This is a genomic window from Pseudomonas sp. TSRC2-2, from assembly GCF_049897785.1.
In the GTDB taxonomy this organism is placed as follows: domain Bacteria; phylum Pseudomonadota; class Gammaproteobacteria; order Pseudomonadales; family Pseudomonadaceae; genus Aquipseudomonas.
This window is the reverse complement of sequence record NZ_JAFCWZ010000002.1, coordinates 533,545-558,148: the sequence shown is the minus strand read 5'-3', so window position 1 is coordinate 558,148 and position 24,604 is coordinate 533,545. Positions and strand designations below refer to the sequence as shown.

Below are 24,604 nucleotides of genomic sequence, written 5' to 3'. Positions count from 1 at the left end.
GGGTCTGAAAAATCCATTCGCGGATTTAGCCGGCCCCGGGCCTGTGCCCGAGACCAAAAATTATTGAAGAACGAAATAATCGTAGCGCATCGACACGGTGGTCTCGAACGGCTCGGCCTGGTCGATCACCGCCGCACGACGCTCGGCACTGGCACGCCAGCCGTGGGGCGTCATCGCCAACAGGTTGGCGCGATCCTCGGGCTTGTCCAGGGTCAGTTTGAATTCCAGGGTTTCGCTGTGCGCCAGTGCCATGCCGGCTGGCACCAGAGCCAGATGCTTGTCGTCGGTGTACTCGCGGACCTCGTCGTACAGGCGCTCGCGCAGTTCCATCAGATGGCCGCGAGTCGGGCCGACTTTCATCAGACCACCGCCGATGCTGAGCAGACGCTTGGCCTCTTCCCAGTCCAGCGGACTGAAAACGCTGGCGAGAAACTGGCAACTGCCTGAAGCCAACGGCACGCGGGCCATGCTGGCGATCAACCAGGTGATCGCCGGATTGCGTTTGCAGGCGCGTTTGACCGCTTCGCGAGAGATATCCAGTGCGTAGCCGTCAGCGTTGGGCAAAGCCTCGGCGATTTGCGCGGTGTAGTAACCCTCGCCACAACCGATGTCGACCCAGCGATCCGGCGCATAACCGGCGGCCAGTTCGGCCAGGCGCCTGGCCACCGGTGCGTAATGCCCGGCGTTCAAAAAGTCACGCCGCGCCTCGACCATCGCCTGATTGTCGCCCGGGTCGCGGCTGTTCTTGTGCTGCACCGGCAACAGGTTCAGATATCCCTGACGCGCACGGTCGAACCGATGCCCGGCAGGGCAGACTACGCCGTTGTCCACCGCATTGAGCGGTTCACTGCAGATGGGGCATGCGAGCATCAGGCGAGCAACTTGATCAGAGTCTGGTAATAGATTTCGGTCAGCACATCGAGGTCCGCCGCCAGCACGCGCTCGTTGACCTGGTGAATGGTTGCGTTGACCGGGCCCAGTTCAACCACTTGCGTGCCCATGGTCGCGATGAAGCGGCCATCGGATGTGCCGCCACTGGTTGACGCTTTGGTTTCGCGACCGGTGATGTCCTTGATGCTCGACGACACTGCATCGAGCAGCGCGCCCGGTTCGGTGAGGAATGGCAGGCCGGACAGCGCCCAGTCGATGTGCCAGTCCAGGCCATGCTTGTCGAGGATGTCGGCGACGCGTTTCTGCAGGCCTTCGACGGTCGATTCGGTGGAAAAACGGAAGTTGAACACCGCCACCAGATCACCGGGAATCACGTTGGTCGCGCCGGTGCCGGAATTGAGATTGGAAATCTGGAAACTGGTCGGCGGGAAGAAATCGTTGCCGTGGTCCCAGTGCTCGGCGGCAAGTTCCGCCAGCGCCGGAGCGGCGAGGTGGATCGGGTTTTTCGCCAGATGCGGGTAGGCCACGTGACCCTGCACGCCTTTGACCGTGAGCCTGGCACCGAGGGAGCCGCGACGGCCGTTTTTCACCACATCGCCGACCAGCGTGGTGCTCGATGGCTCGCCAACGATGCACCAGTCCAGACGCTCGTTGCGCGCCACCAGACGTTCGACCACAGCCTTGGTGCCGTGATGCGCCGGGCCTTCTTCGTCGCTGGTGATCAGGAACGCGACCTTGCCTTTATGGTTCGGGTAATCGGCGACGAAGCGTTCAGCGGCAACGGTCATCGAAGCCAGGCTGCCTTTCATGTCCGCCGCGCCACGGCCGCAGAGCATGCCGTGTTCGTCGATGATGGCGTTGAACGGATCGATCTGCCATGCGGTAACCGGACCGGTAGGCACCACGTCGGTGTGGCCGGCGAAGCACAGCACCGGGCCATCGTTATTGCCGTGAGTGGCCCAGAAATTATCCACATCTTCGATGCGCATCGGCTCCAGGGTGAAACCGGCATCGCCCAGGCGCTGCATCATCTGCTTCTGGCAGTCAGCGTCGACCGGGGTCACGGAAGGACGGCGGATCAGGTCGATGGCCAGTTGAAGGGTCGGCGATAGGTCGGCGTGGGCCGTCATGGAAAGCTCCGAAGATCATGAATGTGGGCGCGGACAAAATGGGGGAGCGGGCTTGCTCGCGAAGGCTGTGTGTCAGTCAGCATACAGGCTGAATGTTGCAAAGCTTTCGCGAGCAAGCCCGCTCCCACAGGGGGATAGTGTTCGGTCAGTCCCGCAAAATGGCGGTTATCTTAAAGCAAAACGGCGACCATTGGCCGCCGTTTAGTGCTGCGTTGCGGTTTTAGACGACCGGTGCCGGCTCAGCCTTGGCCACAGGTTTGGGCAGCGACGACAGGAACGCCATGATCAATGCCGCCAGATACGGCAGCGACTGCACCAGCAGCATGGTTACCCAGAAGCGCATGTCATTGCTCGGAATGCCCTGCACCAGGAAAATCCCCAGCGCCGCGCCCCACAGCAACAGCATGATGAACAACTCTTCGCGAGCCTCGCTGATCGCCACCCAGAAACCATGGTTGTCGGCATTTTTCGGCGTGCGGAAAAACGGAATGCTGCTGGTGAAGAAACCGTACAGCACCGCTTTGGCGATGGTGTGCGATAACGCCAGCCCGGCCAGCGCCGCGCAGAATGCATCCTTCAGATTCACGCCGACGGCGCGGCGATAGAGGAAGATGATCTTGCCGACCTTGAACACGAACAGCGCCAACGGCGGGATCGCGAAAATCAGCAACGGCGGATCGACCCGTTGCGGCACGATGATCATCGCCGCTGACCACAACAGCGCGCCAACGGTGAAGAAGATGTTCATGCCATCGGCGACCCACGGCAGCCAACCGGCGAGGAAGTGATAACGCTGACCGCGAGTCAGTTCGGTGTCCTTGCCGCGCAGCAGGCTGCGGGTGTGGCGCTTGATGATCTGGATTGCGCCGTAGGCCCAACGGAAACGCTGTTTCTTGAAGTCGATGAAGGTATCCGGCATCAGGCCCTTGCCGTAGCTGTCGTGGTAATACGCCGCCGACAGCCCTTTCTCGAACACGCGCAGACCCAGTTCGGCGTCTTCACAGATGCACCAGTCGGCCCAGCCCAATTCTTCCAGTACCGAGCGGCGGGTCATGGTCATGGTGCCGTGCTGAATGATCGCGTCACGGTCGTTGCGGGTCACCATGCCGATGTGGAAGAAGCCTTTGTATTCGGCATAGCAAAGCTTCTTGAAGGTGCTTTCGTTCTGGTCGCGATAATCCTGCGGCGACTGCACCACGGCGATTTTCGGGTCGGCGAAGTGCGGCACCATGTGCTTGAGCCAGTTGGGGTGCACGCAGTAATCGGAGTCGATCACCGCGATCACTTCGGCATCCTTGGCGGTGTGCGGAATCAGGTAATTCAGCGCGCCCCCCTTGAAACCGGCCAGTGGCGATACGTGGAAGAACTTGAAGCGCGGGCCGAGTGTCGCGCAGTAATCGCGCACCGGCTCCCACACCGCCGGGTCCTTGGTGTTGTTGTCGATGATCAGCACTTCAAAGTCCGGATAATCCAGTGCAGCGAGAGCGTCGAGGGTCTGTTTGACCATCTCCGGCGGCTCGTTGTAGCAGGGCACGTGGATCGACACTTTCGGTCGGTAATCGGAATCGCCAAGCACCGGCAGGAATTCGCGCCGGCGCTTGTGAATCCACACCGCTTCGGCCAGTTCATGGGCCTCGGTGAGCAGGACAATGAATACCCCGAGCGCACCGAGCGCCAACAGAAATCCGACCGTGAGGCTGAACCACGTGCTGTATTGCTGGCTGTAGTCGTAACCGATGTACACCAGCACCGAACCGCACAGGAACGCGATAAACGTCAGGAACGTGCGGCCGCGCTGGCGCAGCGCCGAGCCGTCGATCATCAGCAGGGTCAGCGACAGCAGTGCCAGCACCACCGAGCCGATGGCCAGCACGCGCCACTGCGGAATCGCCACCACCGGGCCTTCGAAATTGAATTTCTGCTGACGCGCGGCGTTGAACACGCCCCAGTAAGCGCCCACAGAACCTTCGTCGCTGGCCTTCCAAGGCTGATCGAAAGCTTCGATCACGAAGTAGTTGAAGCCTTGGCGATTGAGCTTGTTGACCAGAGTGCGCAAATAAATCGCCTGATCCGCCGGCGATGCGTCGGCGCCACCACGCATGCGCCCGTTGCTCGGCCAGCCGACTTCAGACAGCAGCAGCGGTTTTTTCGGAAAGAGCTTTTTCAGGTCGCGGGCGCGGTCGAAGACGAACTGGCCAGCCTTGTCCACCGGAATGAATTCCCAGTAGGGCAAGACGTGGGCGGCGATCAAATCAACGTGCTTGGCCAGTTGCGGGTATTTCTCCCAGATGTGCCATTGCTCGGAAGTAGTCACCGGCACTTTGACGGCGGCGCGCACCCGATCCAGCAGAACGATCAAGGACTCAGGGGTGATCTCTTCGCGAAACAGCGCCTCGTTGCCGACCACCACGCGCACCACGCTGCGCGAGGTATTGGCCAGTTCGATGGCTTTAACGATTTCCCGTTCGTTGCGTTCCTGATCCGGGCTGATCCAGATACCGAGGGTCACACGCAAACCGAACTCTTCAGCCAGTTTCGGGATGTCTCCCAGCGAACCGTCCACCGAATAGATACGGATGTTGTCGGTCAGCTTGCTCATGATTTCCAAGTCACGGCGCATTTCGTCGTCAGACGGATATTGATCCTTCTGTGGGAATTGCCCCTGCTGGAATGGCGAATAAGAGAAGCCGGAGATTTGCTGCGGCCAGTCCGGCGCCGTGACCGGGCGATTGACCAGCGCCCAGAAACCGGTGAACAAGGCAGCGATGGCCAGCACCACCACCAGGTTGAGTCCAAATTTACGCGATGACATAGCTGTTTCAGGTTCCAAAGGCTGTGGAACGAAGGATCGGTAGGCTAATACGCCGAAGGGCGCGCATCCTACACCGACAGTTCGCCGGTCGTACATCAGACAGGGAAATGGCTCACATTGGGCAAGCCTCTTTGACTTAAGTTCTTGCACTTGTCGCTTGCAGCTTAAAACTTGTCGCTGCGTAGCCCTATAATGCGCGCCAGTTTTTGGGGTAATGGTCATGAGTACAGAAGATCTGCGGTTTGCAGGCATCGCCCGTTTGTATGGCATCGAGGGCCTGGAACGCTTGCGCGCCGCCCATGTGGCGATCGTCGGCGTCGGTGGCGTCGGTTCCTGGGCGGCGGAAGCCATGGCCCGGTGCGGGGTTGGCGAGATTTCGCTGTTCGACCTCGACGACGTCTGTGTCAGCAACGCCAACCGCCAGTTGCACGCCCTGGACAGCACCGTGGGCAAACCCAAGGTCGAAGTGATGGCCGAGCGTCTGCGCGGGATCAATCCCGATTGCACGGTGCACGCCGTGGCCGATTTCGTCACTCGCGACACCATGGCCGAATACATCACGCCGAACATCGACTGCGTGATCGACTGCATCGATGCGGTCAATGCCAAAGCGGCGCTGATCGCCTGGTGCAAACGCCGCAAGATCCAGATCATCACCACCGGCGGCGCGGGTGGGCAGATCGACCCGACGCTGATTCAGGTCTGTGATCTGAATCGCACCTTCAACGATCCGCTGGCCTCTAAAGTCCGTTCGACATTGCGCCGGGACTACGGCTTTTCCCGCACCGTGACCCGCCACTACAGCGTGCCGTGTGTGTTTTCCACGGAACAGCTGCGCTACCCGAAACCGGACGGCAGCATTTGTCTGCAGAAGAGTTTTGTCGGCGACGGCGTAAAACTCGACTGCGCCGGCGGGTTTGGCGCGGTGATGATGGTCACGGCGACGTTCGGTATGGTCGCGGCGACCAAGGCTGTGGACAAGATTGTGGCGGGGGTGCGGCGCCCTTCGGACCGAGTAAAACCTCAGGCTTGATGTTGGGGCTGCTGGCCCCTTCGCGAGCAAGCCCGCTCCCACATTGGATCTGTGGTGTAAAAAAATCCCCTGTGGGAGCTGGCTTGCCAGCGATGGCGACTAACCGGCCAATTCATTCATCCGCTGGAGCACGGCATTCAAGCCATTACTGCGCGAAGGCGACAACTGCCGCGACAATCCCAACTGGTTGAACCACTCCGGCAGATCCACCTGCTGCAAATCCGCCGCTGATAAGCCGTTGACCCGCAACAGCAGCAACGCCACCAACCCGCGAATCATCCGCGCATCGCTGCTCGCCCTGAACTGCCAGTGCCCGTCGCGCAACTCCCCGACCAGCCACACCTGACTCTCACAGCCATGCACTCGGTTGGTGTCACTCTTTTGCGCGTCATCCAGCGCCGGCAAGCGATCACCAAACTGCATCAGCAATCGCGCCCGCTGCTCCCAGCCCGCCGCATTTTGGAAAGTCTGCAGCGCTTCGGCCGCGTCCACCGGCAAGCTCATCGCAACAGCTCCAGCGCCTGATCCAGCGCCTCGAAAAAGCGCTCCAGATCTTCCGAATCGTTGTACAGGGCCAGCGACACGCGAATCGCGCCGGCCAGTTCGAAGCTTTTCATCAAAGGCATGGCGCAGTGATGCCCGGCACGCACGGCGATGCCTTGTTCGGTAAGCAGATGCGCGAGATCGGCGTTGTGCACGCCGTCGACGACAAAACTGGCCAGCGCCAGTTGCGGCGTGCCCAGCAGGCGAATGCCATTGCGTGCGGCAAGCCCACGCAGCAGATAGTCGTGCAATGCCGCTTCATGGGCCGACACCGCTTCGTGATCGAGCCCCGCCAGATAATCCAGAGTCGCGCCGAGGCCGATCACGCTGGCGATCGGCGGTGTGCCTGCCTCGAACCCCAACGGCGCGGGGCGGAAGCGCGAATCCTGATAATTGGCATCGAGCACCATTTCGCCGCCGAACTGCCATGGCTGCAATTGCTCCAGCGCAGGGGTGCGCCCGAACAGCACGCCGAGCCCATCGGGGCCATACAGTTTGTGGCTGGAAAATACATAGAAATCGCAACCCAGCGCCTGTACATCATGCCGGCCGTGCACCACACCTTGCGCGCCATCGACTACCGTGAGCGCATTCTGCGCCTTGGCCATGCCGAGCAAAGCGGTCAGTGGCTGCCAGGCGCCGAGCACATTGGACAACTGGCTGACCGCCAACAAGCGTGTGCGCGGGCCGATCAGATGCACGGCAGCGCCGAGGTCGATCAGACCGTCGGCATCCAGCGGCAGGATCACCAGTTTCAGCTGACGGCGTTGCGCCAGTTGCTGCCACGGCAGCAGGTTGGCGTGATGCTCCAGTGCGCTGATGACAATCTCATCGCCCGGCTGAAACAGAGGCTCCAGACCATAAGCCAGCAGATTCAGCGCGCTGGTGGCGCCGTGGGTGAAGATGATTTGCCCGCTGTCACCGGCATTCAGCCATTGGCCAACCTTGCGCCGACTGTCTTCGAACGCTTGCGTCGCGTGCGCACCGGGCAGGTGTTGCGCACGATGCACATTGGCCGCGCCGTTGGCGTAGTAATGCGTCAGTGCGTCGAGCAGGGCTTGAGGTTTTTGTGTAGTGGCGGCGCTGTCCAGATAGGTCTGGTCTTGCCGTTGCAGTGCGGCGATAGCCGGGAAATCGGCGCGCCAGGGGGAGGGGATCATCATGGGGTCAGCCCTGCGAAATTGGGCGGGGTGTACGCCAAGCCTCGTGGGAGCGAGCCTGCTCGCGAAAGCGTCCTTGAGGACGCCAGAAGCTTCGCGGGCAGGCTCGCTCCCACAGGCCTACAGCGCTTAGTTGTGAGCGTGCAGCGCTTCGTTCAGTTCGATCGCCGATTTGTGGGTTTTGCATTCCACGGCACCGGTTTCCGAGTTGCGACGGAACAGCAGATCAGTCTGGCCAGCCAGCTCACGCGCCTTCACGACCTTGACCAGATTGTTGTGCTCGTCGAGCAGTGCAACCTTGGTGCCGGCGGTGACGTACAGGCCTGACTCGACAGTGTTGCGGTCGCCCAACGGAATGCCGATACCGGCATTGGCGCCGATCAGGCAGCCTTCGCCGACCTTGATCACGATGTTGCCGCCGCCCGACAGGGTGCCCATGGTCGAGCAACCGCCGCCCAGGTCCGAACCCTTGCCGACGAAGACGCCAGCGGAAACGCGGCCTTCGATCATGCCCGGGCCTTCGGTGCCGGCGTTGAAGTTGATGAAACCTTCGTGCATGACGGTGGTGCCTTCGCCGACATAAGCGCCCAGACGCAGACGTGCGGCATCAGCGATACGCACGCCGGCCGGTACCACGTAGTCGGTCATTTTCGGGAATTTATCCACCGAGAACACTTCCAGCAGCTCGCCGCGCAGACGCGCTTCGAGTTGCATTTCCGCCAGTTCGCTCAGGTCGATGGCGCCCTGGCTGGTCCACGCCACGTTCGGCAGCAGCGGGAAAATACCGGCCAGGCTCACGCCGTGCGGCTTGACCAGACGGTGCGAGAGCAGATGCAGCTTGAGGTAGGCCTCAGGCGTGGAGGTCAGTTGTGCATCTTCAGCCAGCAGCGTGGCGACCAGTGGCTTGTGGCTCTCGGCCAGACGGGTCAGCAGCTTGCCTTGCACGGCGTCGATGCCTTTGACTGCTTCAGCCAGTTGCGCAGCCTGGGCGGTGGTGAAGGTGATGGCCTGGTTGCCTTCGCTGTAACCGAGGATCGGCGCAACAGCCGCGACCAGTTCAGCCGAAGGGTTGAGCAGTGGCTGGGCGTAGAACACTTCCAGCCATGCGCCTTGACGGTTCTGGGTGCCGACACCAAAGGCGATGCTGAACAGGGAATTGGACATGTGAATACCTCTACAAAGAGTGACGGGCTGCTTACTTCAGAGCGGCCGCGTAGATGTCTGGCTTGAAGCCAATCAGGGTTCGGTCACCGAGATCGAGCACCGGGCGCTTGATCATCGAGGGTTGTGCGAGCATCAGTTCGATGGCTTTCGACTGGTCGAGATCGGCTTTGCGTTCGTCGTCGAGTTTGCGAAAGGTCGTGCCGGCGCGGTTCAACACGGTTTGCCAACCGTGCTCGTCGCACCATTGGGTCAGGTGCTCACGGTCAATGCCGGCGGTCTTGTAATCGTGGAAGTCATAGCTGACAGCGTGTTCATCGAGCCAGGTGCGCGCCTTTTTCATGGTGTCGCACGCCTTGATGCCGAAAAGGTGCAACGTTTTACTTGAAACGGCCAAGGAATCGCCCCCTTTACAGGTGCTGGAAAAAAATGGTGACGGATTATGCCATGACCGGACGGTTTCGCGGCGCCTCAGGGCAATTTGGCAATGCAAAACCCTGTAGGAGCTGACGAGTGAAACGAGGCTGCGAGCTTTTGATTTTGTTTTTAAATATCAAAAAATCGCAGCGTGCCGCAGCTACCACACGAGAGCCGTGCAGGTGGGCTGCGACATAGGTGCAACGGTCAGCCACAGCCTAAGGCGCTAATATGGCAGTTCAACGCTGTCGACCGTCTGAGATTTTCGTTTTATGCAAACTGCTTACACCGTCCTGATCCTGCTGACGCTGGTCAGCGTCTCGCGCCTGCTCGGGCGAGTCATCCCGTTGCCGTTGCCGCTGGTGCAGATCGCTGCCGGCGCCTTGCTCGCCTGGCCGACTTTGGGCCTGCACGTCGCCCTCGATCCCGAGCTGTTTCTGTTTCTGTTTTTGCCGCCACTGCTGTTTTCCGATGGCTGGCGCATGCCCAAACGCGCGCTCTGGCAATTGCGCGGTCCGATACTGACCCTGGCCGTCGGCCTTGTGCTGTTCACAGTGGTCGGTGCCGGATTTTTCATTCATTGGCTGTTGCCGACGATCCCGCTGCCCGTCGCTTTTGCCTTGGCGGCGGTTTTGTCACCGACCGACGCAGTGGCGGTTTCGGCAATTGCACAGAACCGCTTGCCGACACCGCTGATGCACATGCTGCAAGGCGAGGCGCTGATGAACGACGCCTCGGGTCTGGTGACCTTCAAGTTTGCCTTGGCAGCGGCAGTGACAGGCGTGTTCTCGCTGACCAACGCCAGTCTGACCTTCGTCGCCGTGGCGTTCGGTGGCCTGGCGGTCGGCGTGGCACTGAGCTGGCTGGTGGGGCGCCTGCGCGCATGGATGATCAGCCGTGGCTGGGATGACCCGGCCACTCACGTGGTATTCATGTTGCTGCTGCCGTTCGCCGCGTACGTATTGGCCGAACGTCTGGGCGCTTCCGGGATTCTTTCGGCGGTGGCGGCGGGGATGATGCAGAGCTGGCTCGATCTGCTGCCGCGCCAGACCAGTACGCGATTGCTTAATCGCAGCGTTTGGTCGCTGCTCGAATTCGCTTTCAACGGCTTGATCTTCTTGCTGCTCGGTCTGCAACTGCCGGACATCATCAAAGCTGTCGTCAGCCACGAACCCACCTTGTGGCCGACGCTGTTCTATCGCTGCCTCGATGTACTGGCGATTTTCGTCGCGCTGGTGTTGCTGCGATTCATCTGGGTACAGAGCATCTGGCGCCTGTCGGTGTTGCTGCGCCGGTTGCGCGGCAAGGGCGAGCTGACCCAGGTGCCAACGGCGCGCTCCTGCTGGTTGCTGACGGTCGGCGGTGTACGCGGGGCGGTGACGCTGGCGGGCGTGATGTCGGTGCCGATGCTGATCGGCGCCGAGGCTTTTCCTGAGCGCGACTTGCTGATCTTCATCGCTGCCGGAGTCATTCTGCTGTCGCTGGTCTCGGCCTGTATCGCGCTGCCGTTGTTGCTGCGCGGCATCGACAAAAGTCCCGACGACAAACGTCGTCAGGAAGTGCGCGATGCCTGGCGCAAGACTGCTGAAGCTGCGATCCACTCGCTGGAAACCGAAGAGGTCGTGCCGCAGGATGCCGCTCAAGCGGCGCTGGCAGCGGAGCTCAAAGCGCGGATCATGTCCGAATATCGCCATCAACTGGAGGTGTTCAACGATTCCGCCGAAGCCCAGGCGCTGGCATTCCAGATGGATCTGCTTGAGCGTCGGCTGCGTCTCAAGGCGCTGCGCGCGCAACGCCTCGAGTTGTATCGCCTGAGCCGTCAGCATCAGATCGGTGATGATGTGCTCAGAGAGGTATTGGGGGAGCTGGATCTGAGCGAGGCCAACCTGGGGCAGGTCAAGTAGGCCAAGCGTCACTTGGGATAGAGCAGTCGCATCAGGCGTTTGTCTTTTTTGCTGATCTTGCGATTGATCGGGACGTGCCAGTCGCCCACCGTTAGTGCATTCGCTACAGGGTGATGCATGATCGAACGCTTGTCATAGGCGGTGAAAATGGCATCGAGCGTGTTGAAAGAGGCGAACAGATTGTGGTCGACCTGCTCGCGGGTCAGCGGATTCATTGGCCGATTTTGATAGAACTCATACACCTTGGGTCTATCCCACGGAATGTTGGCCTGAGGGTGCTGGTGCTCGTGCAGTGCTCCGAGAGCATGACCGAATTCGTGGGTCACGATCACCTCGAAGTCGGCATGATCGGGTTTGACTCCCAGATTCATGGTCGCGTGGTCTGGATGAATCAGCAGCGCATCGGTGCCGAGCATCGAGCTGTTGTCATTATTCTTTGTGGCGATACGGATATCGCCTTTCCGATCGTCGACGAATTCAAACTTGAGGTTGACGTACGGTAACCAACGGCTGGCCGCGTCGATGATTCTGCGTTTGTGATCGCGCTCGGGCGCATCCATGAAGGCAATCTTCAAGGTGCGGCCGTTGGCCCACAATTTTGAGTAATCGAGCACAGATCGCTTGCGGCGCGAACGGGTCGCGCTGTCGGTGCCGGCGTTGGCCGGGTTTTCATTGATCGCAGCCAGGTAGGCCGCTTGATTGTCTGGCCACTGAACGAGTTGGCAATCCAGGAGTTCTTGCATTTCACTTCTTCCTTGAAGTCGAGGGCTCTATGGAGACGCGGTCCAAGACTAGCGTCTGGACGGCAAAAAGGCGGGGTACAGGAATAGGCGAACTGTTACGCGATGTTTGAATCGCCTGTGCCGGATTGCCCGGCACAGGCGATCGGGTGTTACCGGCGGCGCTGAATGAAGTCGCGAATGCGTTCAGCCGCTTCGACACACTCGGCCAGCGGCGCAACCAACGCCATGCGCACGCGGCCTGCCCCTGGATTGACGCCATCGACATCGCGCGACAGGTACGAGCCAGGCACCACGGTCACATGTTCGTGCTCGAACAGATCCCGGCAGAACGCCGCGTCATCGCCCTGCACATTCGGCCACAGATAGAAGCTGCCATCCGGACGCTGTACGTCCATGACCGGGCTGAGGATGTTCAGCACCGCATCGAATTTCTCGCGATACAGCGCACGGTTGGCGCGCACGTGCACTTCGTCATTCCACGCGGCCACGCTGGCCAGTTGGGTCTGCACCGGCATCGCGCAGCCGTGGTAGGTGCGATACAGCAGGAAGCCTTTGAGGATGTCGGCATCCCCGGCAACGAAGCCTGAACGCAGGCCCGGCAGGTTGGAGCGCTTGGACAGGCTGTGGAAGACCACGCAGCGCTTGAAGTCCTTGCGGCCGAGTTCGACGCAAGCACTCAACAGGCCCGGCGGCGGGGTCTGTTCGTCGAAGTACAGTTCGCTGTAGCACTCGTCGGCGGCAATCACGAAGTCGTACTGATCAGCCAGCGCGATCAGCTTCTTCAGGGTCTCGACCGGAATCAGCGCGCCGGTCGGGTTGCCGGGCGAGCACAGGAACAGGATCTGGCAGCGCTGCCAGATCTCTGGCGCTACAGCATCGAAGTCCGGGTTGAAGCCGTTTTCATCCAGACACGGCAGGTAGTGCGGCTTGGCCCCGGCGAGAAACGCCGCACCTTCGTAGATCTGATAGAACGGGTTGGGGCTGACCACCAACGCATCGTCGCCACGATTGACCACGGTCTGGGTGAAGGCGAACAGCGCTTCACGGGTGCCGTTGACCGGCAGCACGTTGCGCGCCGGATCGATCCAGCCGTTCGGCACGCCAAAGCGACGCTCGCACCAGCCGGCGATGGCTTCGCGCAGTGCCGGGATGCCGAGCGTGGTCGGGTACACCGCCATCTGATCCAGATTGTTCGCCAGCGCTTCGGCGACAAAACTCGGCGAGCGGTGTTTCGGTTCGCCGATCGACAGGGCGATCGGGCGCTTGTCCGGGTTCGGCGTGACGCTGCCGAGCAGGGCGCGGAGCTTTTCGAACGGGTACGGCTGGAGCTGGTTCAGAGCGTTGTTCATCGGGGCTGGGTCTCTCGCAAAGCCATTTGAATCCGAGGCGCCATCAAATACTGAGGCGCGACAATTTGATATCCGGTTCCTGATTGACGCTCAGCTGTTCGACGATCGCATCCTGCAAACGGCTGCACAGCAGCGGGTCGGACAGCGGCTGATTGTGCGCGTCAGTGATGAAGAACACGTCTTCCACACGCTCGCCCAAGGTCGCAATCTTGGCGTTCTGCAGCGACAGGTCGAACTCGAGGAAAATCCCCCCGACCCGCGCCAGCAGGCCCGGCCGGTCGGGCGCGGTCAGTTCCAGCACGGTCACCGGACGCTGCGCGTCGTTGTGAATCGTCACTTGCGGGGCAAAGGCAAAATGCTTGAGCTGACGCGGCACCCGGCGCTGGATGATCGTCGGGTAGTCGTCCGGGTTACGCAGGGCTTCGGTGAGGCCCTCGCGGATCTGCTTGATCCGCGCCGGGTTATCGCCGATCGATTCGCCTTCGTTGTCGAGCACGATGTAGGTGTCGAGGGTGAACTGGCTGCTCGAGGTGATGACCCGCGCGTCGTGAATGTTCAGGTTGAGCTGGTCCATCGCCGCCACGGTCACAGCGAAGAAGTCGTGCTGATCCGGCGCATAAATGAAGATCTGCGTGCCGCCCTCGAACTCGCGCTGGGTGGTTTCCTTGATCAGCACCAGCGGCCCGCCATCGACCGGCTGCTGCAGGATCGCGTCGCTGTGCCAGGCCACGTCGCCGGCGGTATGACGCAGGAAATAGTCATCGCCCAATTGCGCCCACAGCTGCTCGACGTCATCCGGGTCGGTGCCACCGCGCACCAGAATATCCAGCGCCGCACTTTGCGTCTGGCGAATCTGTTCTTCGCGATCCACTGGATTTTCCAGGCCCCGGCGCAGGGCCCGTTTGGTTTCGGTGTAGAGCTGGCGCAGCAGGCTGGCGCGCCATGAATTCCACAGCGTCGGATTGGTCGCGTTGATATCCGCCACGGTCAGCACGTAGAGGTAGTCGAGGCGCGTTTCATCGCCGACCGTCTGGGCGAAATCGTGGATCACCTGCGGATCGGACAGATCCTTGCGCTGGGCAGTGGTGGACATCACCAGGTGGTTCTGCACCAGCCAGACGATCAGGCGGCTGTCCCACACCGGCAACTGGTGGCGCTGGCAGAACGCCTCGGCATCGACCGCGCCGATCTCCGAGTGATCGCCGTGCCGACCCTTGCCGATGTCGTGGTACAGGCCGGCCATGTAAATCAGTTCAGGCTTGGGCAGCTTGGCCATGAGCTTGGCCGCCAGCGGAAATTTCTCCGAAACCTGGGTGTACTGCAGTTTGCGCAGGTGCTTGATCAGATTCAGCGTGTGCGCGTCGACCGTATAGATGTGGAACAGGTCGTGCTGCATCTGCCCGACGATGAAACCGAACTCTGGCAAGTAGCGCCCAAGAATGCCGTAACGGTTCATCCGCCGCAGATTGCGGTGGATGCCGATCTTGCACTTGAACAGCTCGATGAACAGGCTGGTGTTGCGGATGTCGTTGCGGAAATTGTCGTCGATCAGATGACGATGTTCGCGCAGCAGACGAATGGTGTCGGCGCGCACGCCTTTGATTTCCGGCTGCTGGGCCATCAGCACGAAAATTTCCAGCATGGCGAACGGCGTGCGGCGGAAGACATTGTCGTTGCGCGCCTCAATGTAGCCGTCATGCAATTGGAAGCGCGAGTTGATCGGCTGCGGCGGCGCTTCGTCTTCCGGAGCGAGGATGACTTCCTCGAAGTGCTGGATGATCAGATCGCTCAGTTGGGCAATGCTCATCACCGTACGGAAGTACTGCTGCATGAAGTTTTCGACCGCCTGTTTGGCGTCGTCTCCTTCAAAGCCGAGCAGGCCGGCAATGGTGCGCTGGTGATCGAACAGCAAGCGGTCCTCGGAACGACCGGCGAGCATGTGCAGGGCGTAGCGCACTTTCCACAGAAATTCCTGCGAGGAAGCGAGCAGGGCGTTTTCGCTTTCGACCAAAAAGCCTTCGCCAGCGAGGGCGCGCAGGTTCAGGGTGCCGTACTGACGTCGGGCCACCCAGAGAATCGTCTGGATATCGCGCAGGCCACCGGGCGAGCCTTTGACGTTGGGTTCGAGGTTGTATTCGGTGTCGTTGTATTTGTGGTGACGAGCCTTTTGTTCGGCACGCTTGGCCAGGAAGAACTCCTTGGCCGGCCACATGTGCGCGGTGCTGGTGACGTCGAGCATGCGCTGGCGCAGACGCTCGGGGCCGCAGATGGTGCGACTTTCCATCAGATTGGTGACCACGGTCAGATCGGCGCGGGCCTCTTCGGCGCATTCGTCGACCGAACGCACGCTCTGGCCGACTTCCAGGCCAATGTCCCACAACAGCGTCAGAAAACGCTCGATGGAATCGCGGAAAACTTCGTGGTCGGCACTGTCGAGCAGGATCAGCAGATCGATATCGGAGTAGGGGTGCAGTTCGCCGCGGCCGTAGCCGCCGACCGCCACCAGAGCGATATCGGCGTCTTCGCTCCAGTTGAACTGCTCCCAGGCCTTTTGCAGGATGTTGTCGACAAACCAGGCACGGTCTTCGATCAGGCGGCGGATGTCGCGGCCATTGCGAAAGCGCGTGTCGAGGACCTCGCGGGCCTGGCGGATCGCCTTCTTGAACGCCGCGATAGGACTCGCTTTGAGGGCCAGTTCAGCCTGGAACTGGCCGCGGTCGAAGAGTTCGGGATCCACCTGCGGCATCGATTGGCTTTCCTTCTATAGGCTGGGAGCGTTCTGAGTGTCAGGCCGAGATGCGCGCGATGGTGTCATCGCTGCGCAAAGTGAAGATCTCATAGCCAGTGTCGGTGACCAGCAGGGTATGTTCCCACTGGGCCGAGAGCTTGCGGTCCTTGGTGATTGCAGTCCAGCCGTCGCCGAGTACCTTGGTGTCGGCCTTGCCCTGGTTGATCATCGGCTCGATGGTGAAGGTCATGCCCGCCTTCAGTTCCATGCCGGTGCCGGCGCGACCGTAGTGCAGGATTTGCGGTTCTTCGTGGAAGACCTTACCGATACCGTGACCGCAGAACTCGCGCACCACCGAGAAACCATTTTTTTCCGCATGCTTCTGGATCACTTCACCGATGTCGCCGAGGCGGCAACCGGGCTTGACGATCTCGATGGCCTTGTACATGCATTCCTGGGTGACCTGCGACAGACGCTCGGCCCAGACCGGCACTTCGCCGACGTGGAACATGCGGCTGGTATCACCGTGGTAGCCGTCCTTGATCACGGTGACGTCGATGTTCAGCGTGTCGCCGTTTTTCAGCGGCTTGTCGTTCGGGATGCCGTGGCAGACCACGTGGTTGATCGAGGTGCAGATCGACTTCGGGTAGCCCTTGTAGTTGAGCGGGGCGGGGATGGCTTCCTGCACATTGACGATGTAGTCGTGGCAGATCTGGTTGAGCTGATCGGTGGTCACGCCCGGTTTGACATGTTCGGCAATCATTTCCAGCACATCGGCGGCCAGTTTGCCGGCGACACGCATGCCAGCGATGTCCTCGGGGGTTTTGAGGTTGACGGTCATACAGGCTCTCTCTGCGCTCGGCGGCGCTTACGGATACGAATTGGGTGGCAGGTGTGGATTTTGCGACCCTGAAAAACGCGATTCTATCAGACGGGAGGCGCAAAACTGCGCCTGCCTGTCTGGCTTGTGTCTATACAATGGTGCCCATCGAACCGATTCCAAGGGGGCTGCGTCCATGTCGCCGGAGGGAATACAGATTCCGGTTTCCGTTTCTGCGCACCCTGTGGTATAAAATGCGCCGCTTTCCGGGGATGCCCCGAAAAGCTTAAATCCACACACGTGTCGACACGATGACCTGGGTGCCTTGGGCTTTATGCCTCTGGTTGGTCATTGGGATACGTGGAGGCCAAACCCGACTTATCAAGGAACTATCATGTCCCAAGTCAACATGCGCGATATGCTGAAGGCCGGTGTGCACTTCGGTCACCAAACCCGTTACTGGAATCCGAAAATGGGCAAGTACATTTTCGGCGCGCGTAACAAGATTCACATCATCAACCTTGAAAAAACCCTGCCAATGTTCAACGAAGCTCTGACTTTCGTAGAGCGTCTGGCCCAGGGCAAAAACAAGATTCTGTTCGTCGGCACCAAGCGTTCCGCTGGCAAGATCGTTGCTGAAGAAGCAGCACGTTGCGGTTCGCCGTACGTCGATCACCGCTGGTTGGGCGGCATGCTGACCAACTTCAAGACCATTCGTGCTTCCATCAAGCGTCTGCGTGACCTTGAAGTTCAAGCCGAAGACGGTACTTTCGCCAAGCTGACCAAGAAAGAAGCGCTGATGCGCTCCCGTGATCTTGAGAAGCTGGATCGTTCGCTGGGCGGCATCAAGGACATGGGCGGTCTGCCTGACGCACTGTTCGTGATCGACGTTGACCACGAGCGCATCGCGATCACCGAAGCCAACAAGCTGGGCATCCCGGTTATCGGTGTTGTCGATACCAACAGCAGCCCGGAAGGCGTTGACTACATCATCCCAGGCAACGATGACGCAATCCGCGCTATCCAGCTGTACATGGGTTCGATGGCTGACGCAGTTATCCGTGGTCGCAACAATGTTGCTGGCGGTACTGTTGAATTCGCAGCCGAAGAAACTCAGGCTGCAGCTGAGTAATCGACGCCCCTGGCGTTGACTCAGTAAGCAAAAAGGGGGCTTGGCCCCCTTTTTGCCACCTCGAAAACCATTTGTCGGCAGCGCAGCTACAGCGTCTGTAACGTGCAGCAGCTACAAGTTGGTTCGGGAAGAATTGATCGCCCGTTCGATCGGGTGGAATGGTTGAAAACCTATCCAAGAGGAATTTGAAAATGGCAGCAATTACTGCGGCGTTGGTCAAAGAACTGCGCGAGCGTACCGGCGAAGGCATGATGGATTGCAAGAAAGCCCTGGAAAAGGCTGACGGCGACATCGAAAAAGCCATTGATGACATGCGTGCTTCGGGCGCGATCAAGGCTGCGAAAAAAGCCGGCAACGTTGCCGCTGAAGGCGCAATCGCCATCAAATCGAATGACAAGGCAGCCGTGCTGCTGGAAGTCAACTCGCAGACCGACTTCCTGGCCCTGCAAGACGACTTCAAGAACTTCGTTGCTGCCAGCGTAGAAAAAGCTTTCGACGAAAAACTGACCGACGCAGCTCCGCTGATCGCCGCTCAGGAATCGGCTCGTGAAGCTCTGGTTGCCAAAGTCGGCGAGAACGTCAACATCCGTCGTCTGGTCCGCGTAGAGGGTGACGTTGTCGGCACTTACCTGCACGGTAACAAGATCGGTGTTGCGGTTGTCCTGAAAGGCGGTGACGTCGAGCTGGCCAAAGACATCGCCATGCACGTTGCGGCAAGCAACCCTGAGTTCCTGCTGCCTTCGCAAGTCTCCGACGAAGCGATCGAGCGTGAGAAAGCTGTGTTCCTGCAGTTGAACGAAGAAAAGATCAAAGGCAAGCCAGAAAACATTGTTGAAAACATGGTCAAGGGCCGTATCAGCAAGTTCCTGGCAGAAGCGAGCCTGGTCGAGCAGGCGTTCGTCAAGAACCCTGAAGTCAAGGTTGGCGAGCTGGCCAAGAAAGCCGGCGCAGAAATCGTTTCCTTCACTTACTTCAAAGTAGGCGAAGGCATCGAGAAGCCGGTCGACAACTTCGCTGAAGAAGTTGCTGCCCAGCTGGCTGCCGCCAAGCAATAAGACGGTTTTTCAACTGTCGCCCAAAAGAGGCTGCCCGCTAACGCGCGCAGCCTCTTTTCAGATGAGGTACCAAATTTTTTATTTGGTTTCCGTCCGGAACTGACTTACAAAGCCATGTTCCGATGGCGCTGCAGCAGCGCCAAGCTAGAGTGAACGCCAGCTGTAAACAGCTCGCAAAGAATTTTAAATACGCCGCAGGAGAGATTCGCAATGGCTCAGCAGGGCAGTGGTTATCAGGCTCGCTATAAACGCATTCTACTCAAGCTTAGCGGCGAGGCCCTGATGGGCTCGGAAGAGTTCGGGATCGATCCAAAGGTTCTGGATCGCATGGCGCTGGAAGTCGGTCAACTGGTTGGCATCGGCGTCCAGGTCGGTCTGGTAATCGGCGGTGGCAACCTGTTCCGTGGCGAAGCCCTGAGTAAGGCCGGTATGGATCGTGTCACCGGCGACCACATGGGCATGCTGGCCACCGTAATGAACGCACTGGCCATGCGCGACGCTCTGGAGCGTGCCAATATCTCCGCCATCGTCATGTCGGCCATTTCAATGGTTGGCGTAACCGATCACTACGATCGCCGCAAAGCCATGCGCCACCTGAACTCCAAAGACGTCGTGATCTTCGCGGCCGGTACCGGCAATCCGTTCTTCACCACGGATTCGGCTGCCTGCCTGCGTGCGATCGAAATCGACGCCGACGTTGTGCTCAAGGCGACCAAGGTTGATGGCGTCTACACCGCAGACCCGTTCAAAGACCCGCATGCCGAGAAGTTCGATCATCTGACTTATGATGAAGTACTGGATCGCAAGCTGGGCGTGATGGATCTGACTGCTATCTGCCTGTGCCGCGATCACAAGATGCCGCTGCGCGTATTCAACATGAACAAGCCCGGCGCCCTGCTGAACATTGTGCACGGCGGCGCTGAAGGGACTTTGATCGAGGAAGGCCAACAATGATCAACGAAATCAAGAAAGACGCCCAAGCGCGTATGCAGAAATCCCTGGAATCCCTGAACCACGCGTTCGGCCAGATCCGTACCGGCAAGGCTCACCCGAGCATTCTCGGCAGCGTCATGGTGCCTTACTACGGCACTGACACTCCGCTGAGCAGCGTCGCCAACGTCACCGTGAAAGATTCGCGCACCCTGCAGGTCGTGGCGTTCGAGCGCAACATGCTCGCGGCTGTCGACAAGGCAATCCAGAGCGCCGGTCTGAATCTCAACCCGACCAACCTCGGCGAGTTGCTGCTGATTCCTATGCCGGCCCTCACCGAGGAAACGCGTAAAGGCTTCACCAAGCAGGCCCGCAGCGCAGCCGAAGACGCGCGCGTTGCTGTGCGCAACATTCGTCGTGACGCATTGGGTGAGCTGAAAAAACTGGTCAAGGACAAGGAAATCAGCGAAGACGAAGAGCGTCGTGCCATCGCTGATATCGACAAGCTGACCAAAGAATCCGAGGCCCTGATTACCAAGGCCACGGACGAGAAAGAAAAAGACCTGATGGCCGTATAAGGGTCGAGCTTTAAATGGACAAGACCAAGCAGACTGCGCCGTCCGCGGTGCCGCGCCATGTCGCGATCATCATGGATGGTAATAATCGCTGGGCGAAAAAACGCTTTATGCCGGGTGTCGCCGGGCATAAAGCGGGCGTGGATGCTGTGCGGGCGGTGATTGAGGTGTGCGCTGAGGCCAAGGTCGAGGTCCTGACCCTGTTCGCCTTCTCCAGCGAAAACTGGCAGCGCCCGGCCGATGAGGTCAGTGCCTTGATGGATCTGTTCTTCAAGGCGCTGCGTCGCGAGGCCAAGCGCCTCAACGACAACAACATCAGCCTGCGCATCATTGGCGATCGCTCGCGCTTCCACCCTGAGCTTCAGGCGGCGATGCGCGAGGCCGAGGCCATGACGGTCGGTGCCAATCGCTTTGTCCTGCAGATCGCCGCCAACTATGGCGGTCAGTGGGATATCGCTCAGGCCGCGCAGCGTCTGGCGCGTGAGGTTCAGGCCGGGCACTTGCGCCCGGAGGACATCACTCCGGATCTGCTGCAGACCTGTCTGGCCACCGGCGATCTGCCGTTGCCTGACCTGTGCATTCGCACCGGTGGCGAGCATCGCATCAGCAATTTCCTGCTGTGGCAGCTGGCCTACGCCGAGCTGTACTTCTCCGACCTGTTCTGGCCGGACTTCAAACACGAAGCCATGCGCACCGCGCTGGCCGATTTCGCTTCGCGCCAGCGTCGTTTCGGTAAAACGAGCGAACAGGTCGAAGCTGGAGCCCGGGTTTAATGCTTAAACAACGAATCATCACTGCACTGATCCTGCTGCCGATTGCCTTGTGCGGGTTTTTCCTGCTCAAAGGTGCCGGCTTCGCGCTGTTCATCGGCCTGGTGGTGAGCCTCGGTGCCTGGGAATGGGCGCGTCTGGCCGGCTTCACCGCACAGTCGTTCCGCGTCGGCTTTGCCGCTGTGGTCGCCTTGATGCTGTTCGTCATGTATGTGCTGCCGGGCCTTGCGCCCTGGGTGCTCGGTGCATCGGTGATCTGGTGGGCGATTGCGACATATCTGGTGCTGACGTATCCACGCTCCAGCGCGCACTGGTCCACAGCGGCGACCAAGTTGGTCATTGGCCTGCTGATCCTGTTGCCTGCGTGGCAGGGCCTGGTGCAGATCAAGCAATATCCGCTGGGTAACTGGTTGATCATGGCCGTGATGGTGTTGGTCTGGGGCGCGGACATCGGTGCTTACTTTTCCGGGCGCAAGTTCGGCAAGCGCAAGCTGGCGCCGCAGGTCAGCCCGGGCAAGAGCTGGGAAGGCGTTTACGGTGGTCTGGCGCTGAGTCTGGTGATCACTGCGGTTGTCGGGCTGGTACGCGACTGGACCGTGGCCGAGCTGCTCAAAGGCTTGATCGGCGCTGCGCTGATCGTCTTCATTTCCGTGGTCGGTGATCTGACCGAAAGCATGTTCAAGCGTCAATCCGGCATCAAGGACAGCAGTAATCTGTTGCCCGGGCATGGCGGTGTGCTGGATCGTATCGACAGCCTGACCGCTGCCATTCCGGTATTTGCCGTATTGCTCTGGATGGCCGCACCGTGAGTCGCCCCCAGCAGATTACGGTGTTGGGTGCGACCGGTTCGATTGGTCTGAGCACTCTGGATGTGATCGCACGTCATCCTGAGCGTTATCAGGTTTTCGCATTGAGTGGCTTCTCGCGCCTCAGCGAGTTGCTCGCGTTATGCGTGCGTCATGTCCCGCAATTTGCCGTAGTGCCCGAAGGTGCTGCGGCGCGCGGTTTGCAGGATGACTTGCGTGCAGCCGGCTTGCCGACTCGCGTATTGGTAGGTGAGGAGGGCTTGTGTCAGGTCGCCTCGGCGCCTGAAGTCGACGCGGTGATGGCAGCCATTGTCGGTGCGGCCGGGCTGCGTCCGACCCTGGCGGCAGTCGAGGCGGGCAAGAAGATTCTCTTGGCCAATAAAGAAGCATTGGTAATGTCCGGCGCTCTGTTCATGCAGGCCGTGCGCAAAAGCGGCTCGGTTCTGCTGCCGATCGACAGTGAGCACAACGCGATTTTTCAGTGCATGCCAGTGGATTTCTCGCGCGGCTTGAGCTCGGTGGGGGTGCGGCGGATATTGTTGACAGCCTCAGGCGGTCCTTTCCGGCAGACGCCGATGGCCGAGTTGGCGCATGTTTCGCCTGAGCAGGCTTGCGCGCATCCGAACTGGTCGATGGGGCGCAAGATCTCCGTGGATTCGGCGAGCATGATGAACAAGGGTCTCGAACTGATCGAAGCCTGCTGGTTGTTCGATGCCAAACCTGCGCAAGTCGAGGTGGTGATCCATCCGCAGAGCGTGATTCATTCTCTGGTCGATTATGTGGACGGCTCGGTATTGGCGCAGTTGGGTAACCCTGACATGCGCACGCCGATCGCCAACGCTTTGGCCTGGCCGGAGCGCATCGACTCCGGCGTACCGCCACTGGATCTGTTTGCCATTGCGCGACTGGATTTCGAGGCGCCCGATGAGGGTCGTTTCCCCTGCCTGCGGTTGGCTCGTCAAGCGGCGGTAGCTGGTGACAGCGCTCCGGCGATGCTCAACGCGGCCAATGAAGTGGCCGTGGCAGCGTTTCTCGACGGACGGGTCCGCTATCTGGAAATCGCGAGTATCATCGAGGAAGTCTTGAATCTGGAGGCGGTGGTGGCGCTGAGCGACCTCGACGCCGTGTTTACGGCGGACGCTAAAGCGCGAATGCTGGCTGAGCAATGGTTGAGTCGGCACGGCCGATAGTTTTGCAACTCAATGGCGACACGCGACACTGAACAGGATTGCGGAGAAAGTAGATGAGCGCGCTCTATATGATTGCCGGCACCCTGATCGCCCTGGGTGTGCTGGTCACCTTCCATGAATTCGGCCACTTCTGGGTCGCGCGTCGCTGTGGCGTCAAGGTTCTGCGTTTTTCCGTGGGCTTCGGCATGCCGCTGCTGCGCTGGCATGACAAGCAAGGCACCGAATTCGTCGTAGCGGCGATCCCGTTGGGCGGCTACGTCAAGATGCTAGACGAGCGCGAAGGCGAAGTGCCGGTCGATCAGCTCGACCAATCGTTCAATCGCAAATCGGTGCGTCAGCGTATCGCCATTGTCGCCGCCGGGCCGATTGCCAACTTTTTGCTGGCGCTGGTGTTCTTCTGGGTTTTGGCGATGCTCGGCAGCGAACAGGTTCGCCCGGTCATTGGTGCGGTCGAGTCCGGCAGTATTGCCGCCAGGGCCGGTCTGAATGCTGGTCAGGAGATCGTCTCGATCGATGGCGAGCCAACCTCCGGTTGGGCGGCGGTCAATCTGCAACTGGTGCGTCGTCTCGGTGAGAGCGGTGCGATTCAATTGCTGGTGCGCGACCAGGGCTCGACCGCTGAGTCGCCGCGCACGCTGGCACTGGATAACTGGCTCAAGGGTGCCGACGAACCGGATCCGATCCGTTCGCTGGGTATCCGTCCTTGGCGTCCGGCCTTGCCGCCAGTGCTTGCCGAGCTCGACCCGAAAGGCCCGGCTCAGGCGGCCGGGCTGAAAACCGGCGATCGCTTGCTGGCGCTCGATGGGCAGCCGCTCGATGACTGGCAGCAGGTAGTCGATACCGTTCGTACGCGTCCTGATACCAAAATCATGCTGCGCATCGAGCGCGACAATGCTCAAATCGACGTCCCTGTGACCCTGGCGGCACGCGGTGAAAGCAAATCGCCAAGCGGTTATCTGGGCGCTGGCGTGAAAGCCATCGACTGGCCGCCGGAAATGATCCGCGAGGTCAGCTATGGCCCGCTGGCCGCGATTGGCGAGGGCGCCCGTCGCACTTGGACCATGAGCATTCTGACGCTGGATTCACTGAAGAAAATGCTGTTCGGCGAGCTCTCGGTAAAAAACTTGAGTGGACCGATAACCATTGCTAAAGTGGCGGGCGCTTCTGCCCAGTCGGGTGTCGCTGATTTCCTGAATTTCCTTGCTTATCTGAGTATTAGCCTGGGCGTTCTGAATTTGCTGCCCATTCCTGTACTGGATGGGGGGCATTTGTTGTTTTATCTGATCGAGTGGGTGCGTGGTCGCCCCTTGTCGGATCGGGTGCAAGGTTGGGGGATACAGATCGGTATCAGTTTGGTGGTCGGGGTGATGTTGCTTGCTCTGGTCAACGATCTGGGTCGACTGTAACGCTTCGCTGAATTGCGAATCTGCCGCATTTTGCGGCAGTTTGTTTATT

At 60.0% G+C, this 24,604-nt stretch carries 21 protein-coding genes; 10 read left to right on the top strand and 11 right to left on the bottom strand.

Annotated elements, in window-relative coordinates; all coding sequences use genetic code 11:
- Positions 1-60: 60 nt before the first annotated feature.
- The 3 genes from ACP7D9_RS05680 to ACP7D9_RS05670 form a co-directional block, all read right to left on the bottom strand.
- A complete protein-coding gene (locus tag ACP7D9_RS05680) occupies positions 61-870 on the bottom strand; it encodes a putative RNA methyltransferase (protein ID WP_101157844.1) in 810 nt (269 codons plus the stop codon).
- Positions 870-2,021 carry a succinyl-diaminopimelate desuccinylase gene (dapE, locus tag ACP7D9_RS05675; protein WP_101157846.1) on the bottom strand — a complete coding sequence of 384 codons (1,152 nt, stop codon included), beginning with the start codon at positions 2,019-2,021 and terminating at the stop codon, positions 870-872. The genes ACP7D9_RS05680 and dapE overlap by 1 nt, the downstream gene beginning before the upstream one ends.
- Before the next feature lie 220 nt (positions 2,022-2,241).
- A complete protein-coding gene (locus ACP7D9_RS05670; RefSeq protein WP_426156099.1) occupies positions 2,242-4,833 on the bottom strand; it encodes a glycosyltransferase in 2,592 nt (863 codons plus the stop codon).
- Positions 4,834-5,047: 214 nt separating this feature from the next.
- On the opposite strand from ACP7D9_RS05670, the gene tcdA reads away from it, so the two are divergent.
- On the top strand, positions 5,048-5,866 hold the full coding sequence (tcdA, locus tag ACP7D9_RS05665) for a tRNA cyclic N6-threonylcarbamoyladenosine(37) synthase TcdA (protein WP_426156097.1): 819 nt from the start codon (positions 5,048-5,050) through the stop codon (positions 5,864-5,866).
- A gap of 99 nt (positions 5,867-5,965) precedes the next feature.
- Here tcdA and ACP7D9_RS05660 read toward each other — a convergent pair whose 3' ends face one another.
- The 4 genes from ACP7D9_RS05660 to ACP7D9_RS05645 form a co-directional block, all read right to left on the bottom strand.
- On the bottom strand, positions 5,966-6,370 hold the full coding sequence (locus ACP7D9_RS05660; RefSeq protein WP_426156095.1) for a SufE family protein: 405 nt from the start codon (positions 6,368-6,370) through the stop codon (positions 5,966-5,968).
- A complete protein-coding gene (locus ACP7D9_RS05655; protein WP_426156093.1) occupies positions 6,367-7,572 on the bottom strand; it encodes an aminotransferase class V-fold PLP-dependent enzyme in 1,206 nt (401 codons plus the stop codon). Before ACP7D9_RS05655 ends, ACP7D9_RS05660 begins: the two co-directional genes overlap by 4 nt.
- Positions 7,573-7,698: 126 nt before the next feature.
- The gene (gene dapD, locus ACP7D9_RS05650) at positions 7,699-8,733 is read right to left on the bottom strand and encodes a 2,3,4,5-tetrahydropyridine-2,6-dicarboxylate N-succinyltransferase (protein ID WP_073476070.1); all 1,035 of its coding nucleotides are present in this window, start codon (positions 8,731-8,733) and stop codon (positions 7,699-7,701) included.
- Positions 8,734-8,764: 31 nt separating this feature from the next.
- On the bottom strand, positions 8,765-9,127 hold the full coding sequence (locus ACP7D9_RS05645) for an ArsC family reductase (RefSeq protein WP_093104271.1): 363 nt from the start codon (positions 9,125-9,127) through the stop codon (positions 8,765-8,767).
- A 292-nt stretch (positions 9,128-9,419) separates the two neighbouring features.
- On the opposite strand from ACP7D9_RS05645, the gene ACP7D9_RS05640 reads away from it, so the two are divergent.
- Positions 9,420-11,051 carry a Na+/H+ antiporter gene (locus tag ACP7D9_RS05640; RefSeq protein ID WP_101157856.1) on the top strand — a complete coding sequence of 544 codons (1,632 nt, stop codon included), beginning with the start codon at positions 9,420-9,422 and terminating at the stop codon, positions 11,049-11,051.
- An 8-nt stretch (positions 11,052-11,059) separates the two neighbouring features.
- On the opposite strand, the gene ACP7D9_RS05635 is transcribed toward ACP7D9_RS05640, so the two are convergent.
- From ACP7D9_RS05635 to map, 4 genes are all read right to left on the bottom strand, one after another.
- Entirely contained in the window at positions 11,060-11,794 is a 735-nt protein-coding gene (locus ACP7D9_RS05635) for a M12 family metallopeptidase (RefSeq protein ID WP_101157858.1), read from the bottom strand.
- Between the two features lie 149 nt (positions 11,795-11,943).
- Positions 11,944-13,143, bottom strand: coding sequence for a succinyldiaminopimelate transaminase (gene dapC / locus ACP7D9_RS05630; protein WP_101157860.1), 1,200 nt, complete (start codon positions 13,141-13,143; stop codon positions 11,944-11,946).
- A gap of 43 nt (positions 13,144-13,186) precedes the next feature.
- Entirely contained in the window at positions 13,187-15,889 is a 2,703-nt protein-coding gene (locus tag ACP7D9_RS05625) for a [protein-PII] uridylyltransferase (protein ID WP_426156089.1), read from the bottom strand.
- A 40-nt stretch (positions 15,890-15,929) separates the two neighbouring features.
- Positions 15,930-16,712, bottom strand: a complete 783-nt coding sequence (gene map / locus ACP7D9_RS05620) for a type I methionyl aminopeptidase (protein ID WP_101157864.1) — start codon at positions 16,710-16,712, stop codon at positions 15,930-15,932.
- Between the two features lie 373 nt (positions 16,713-17,085).
- Between map and rpsB the strand changes: the two genes are divergently transcribed.
- From rpsB to rseP, 8 genes are all read left to right on the top strand, one after another.
- Positions 17,086-17,823, top strand: a complete 738-nt coding sequence (gene rpsB / locus ACP7D9_RS05615) for a 30S ribosomal protein S2 (RefSeq protein ID WP_003222119.1) — start codon at positions 17,086-17,088, stop codon at positions 17,821-17,823.
- Between the two features lie 191 nt (positions 17,824-18,014).
- A complete protein-coding gene (tsf, locus tag ACP7D9_RS05610) occupies positions 18,015-18,878 on the top strand; it encodes a translation elongation factor Ts (RefSeq protein ID WP_016771476.1) in 864 nt (287 codons plus the stop codon).
- 210 nt (positions 18,879-19,088) lie between these two features.
- Positions 19,089-19,832 carry a UMP kinase gene (gene pyrH, locus ACP7D9_RS05605; RefSeq protein ID WP_003222124.1) on the top strand — a complete coding sequence of 248 codons (744 nt, stop codon included), beginning with the start codon at positions 19,089-19,091 and terminating at the stop codon, positions 19,830-19,832.
- The gene (gene frr / locus ACP7D9_RS05600; RefSeq protein ID WP_101157866.1) at positions 19,829-20,386 is read left to right on the top strand and encodes a ribosome recycling factor; all 558 of its coding nucleotides are present in this window, start codon (positions 19,829-19,831) and stop codon (positions 20,384-20,386) included. The genes pyrH and frr overlap by 4 nt, the downstream gene beginning before the upstream one ends.
- Before the next feature lie 14 nt (positions 20,387-20,400).
- Positions 20,401-21,156: a polyprenyl diphosphate synthase gene (gene uppS, locus ACP7D9_RS05595; protein ID WP_039762463.1), complete on the top strand. Its 756-nt coding sequence runs from the start codon at positions 20,401-20,403 to the stop codon at positions 21,154-21,156.
- A complete protein-coding gene (locus ACP7D9_RS05590) occupies positions 21,156-21,962 on the top strand; it encodes a phosphatidate cytidylyltransferase (RefSeq protein WP_101157868.1) in 807 nt (268 codons plus the stop codon). Before uppS ends, ACP7D9_RS05590 begins: the two co-directional genes overlap by 1 nt.
- A complete protein-coding gene (ispC, locus tag ACP7D9_RS05585) occupies positions 21,959-23,149 on the top strand; it encodes a 1-deoxy-D-xylulose-5-phosphate reductoisomerase (protein WP_426156085.1) in 1,191 nt (396 codons plus the stop codon). The genes ACP7D9_RS05590 and ispC overlap by 4 nt, the downstream gene beginning before the upstream one ends.
- Before the next feature lie 53 nt (positions 23,150-23,202).
- A complete protein-coding gene (rseP, locus tag ACP7D9_RS05580; RefSeq protein WP_397504698.1) occupies positions 23,203-24,555 on the top strand; it encodes a sigma E protease regulator RseP in 1,353 nt (450 codons plus the stop codon).
- Positions 24,556-24,604 lie beyond the last annotated feature (49 nt).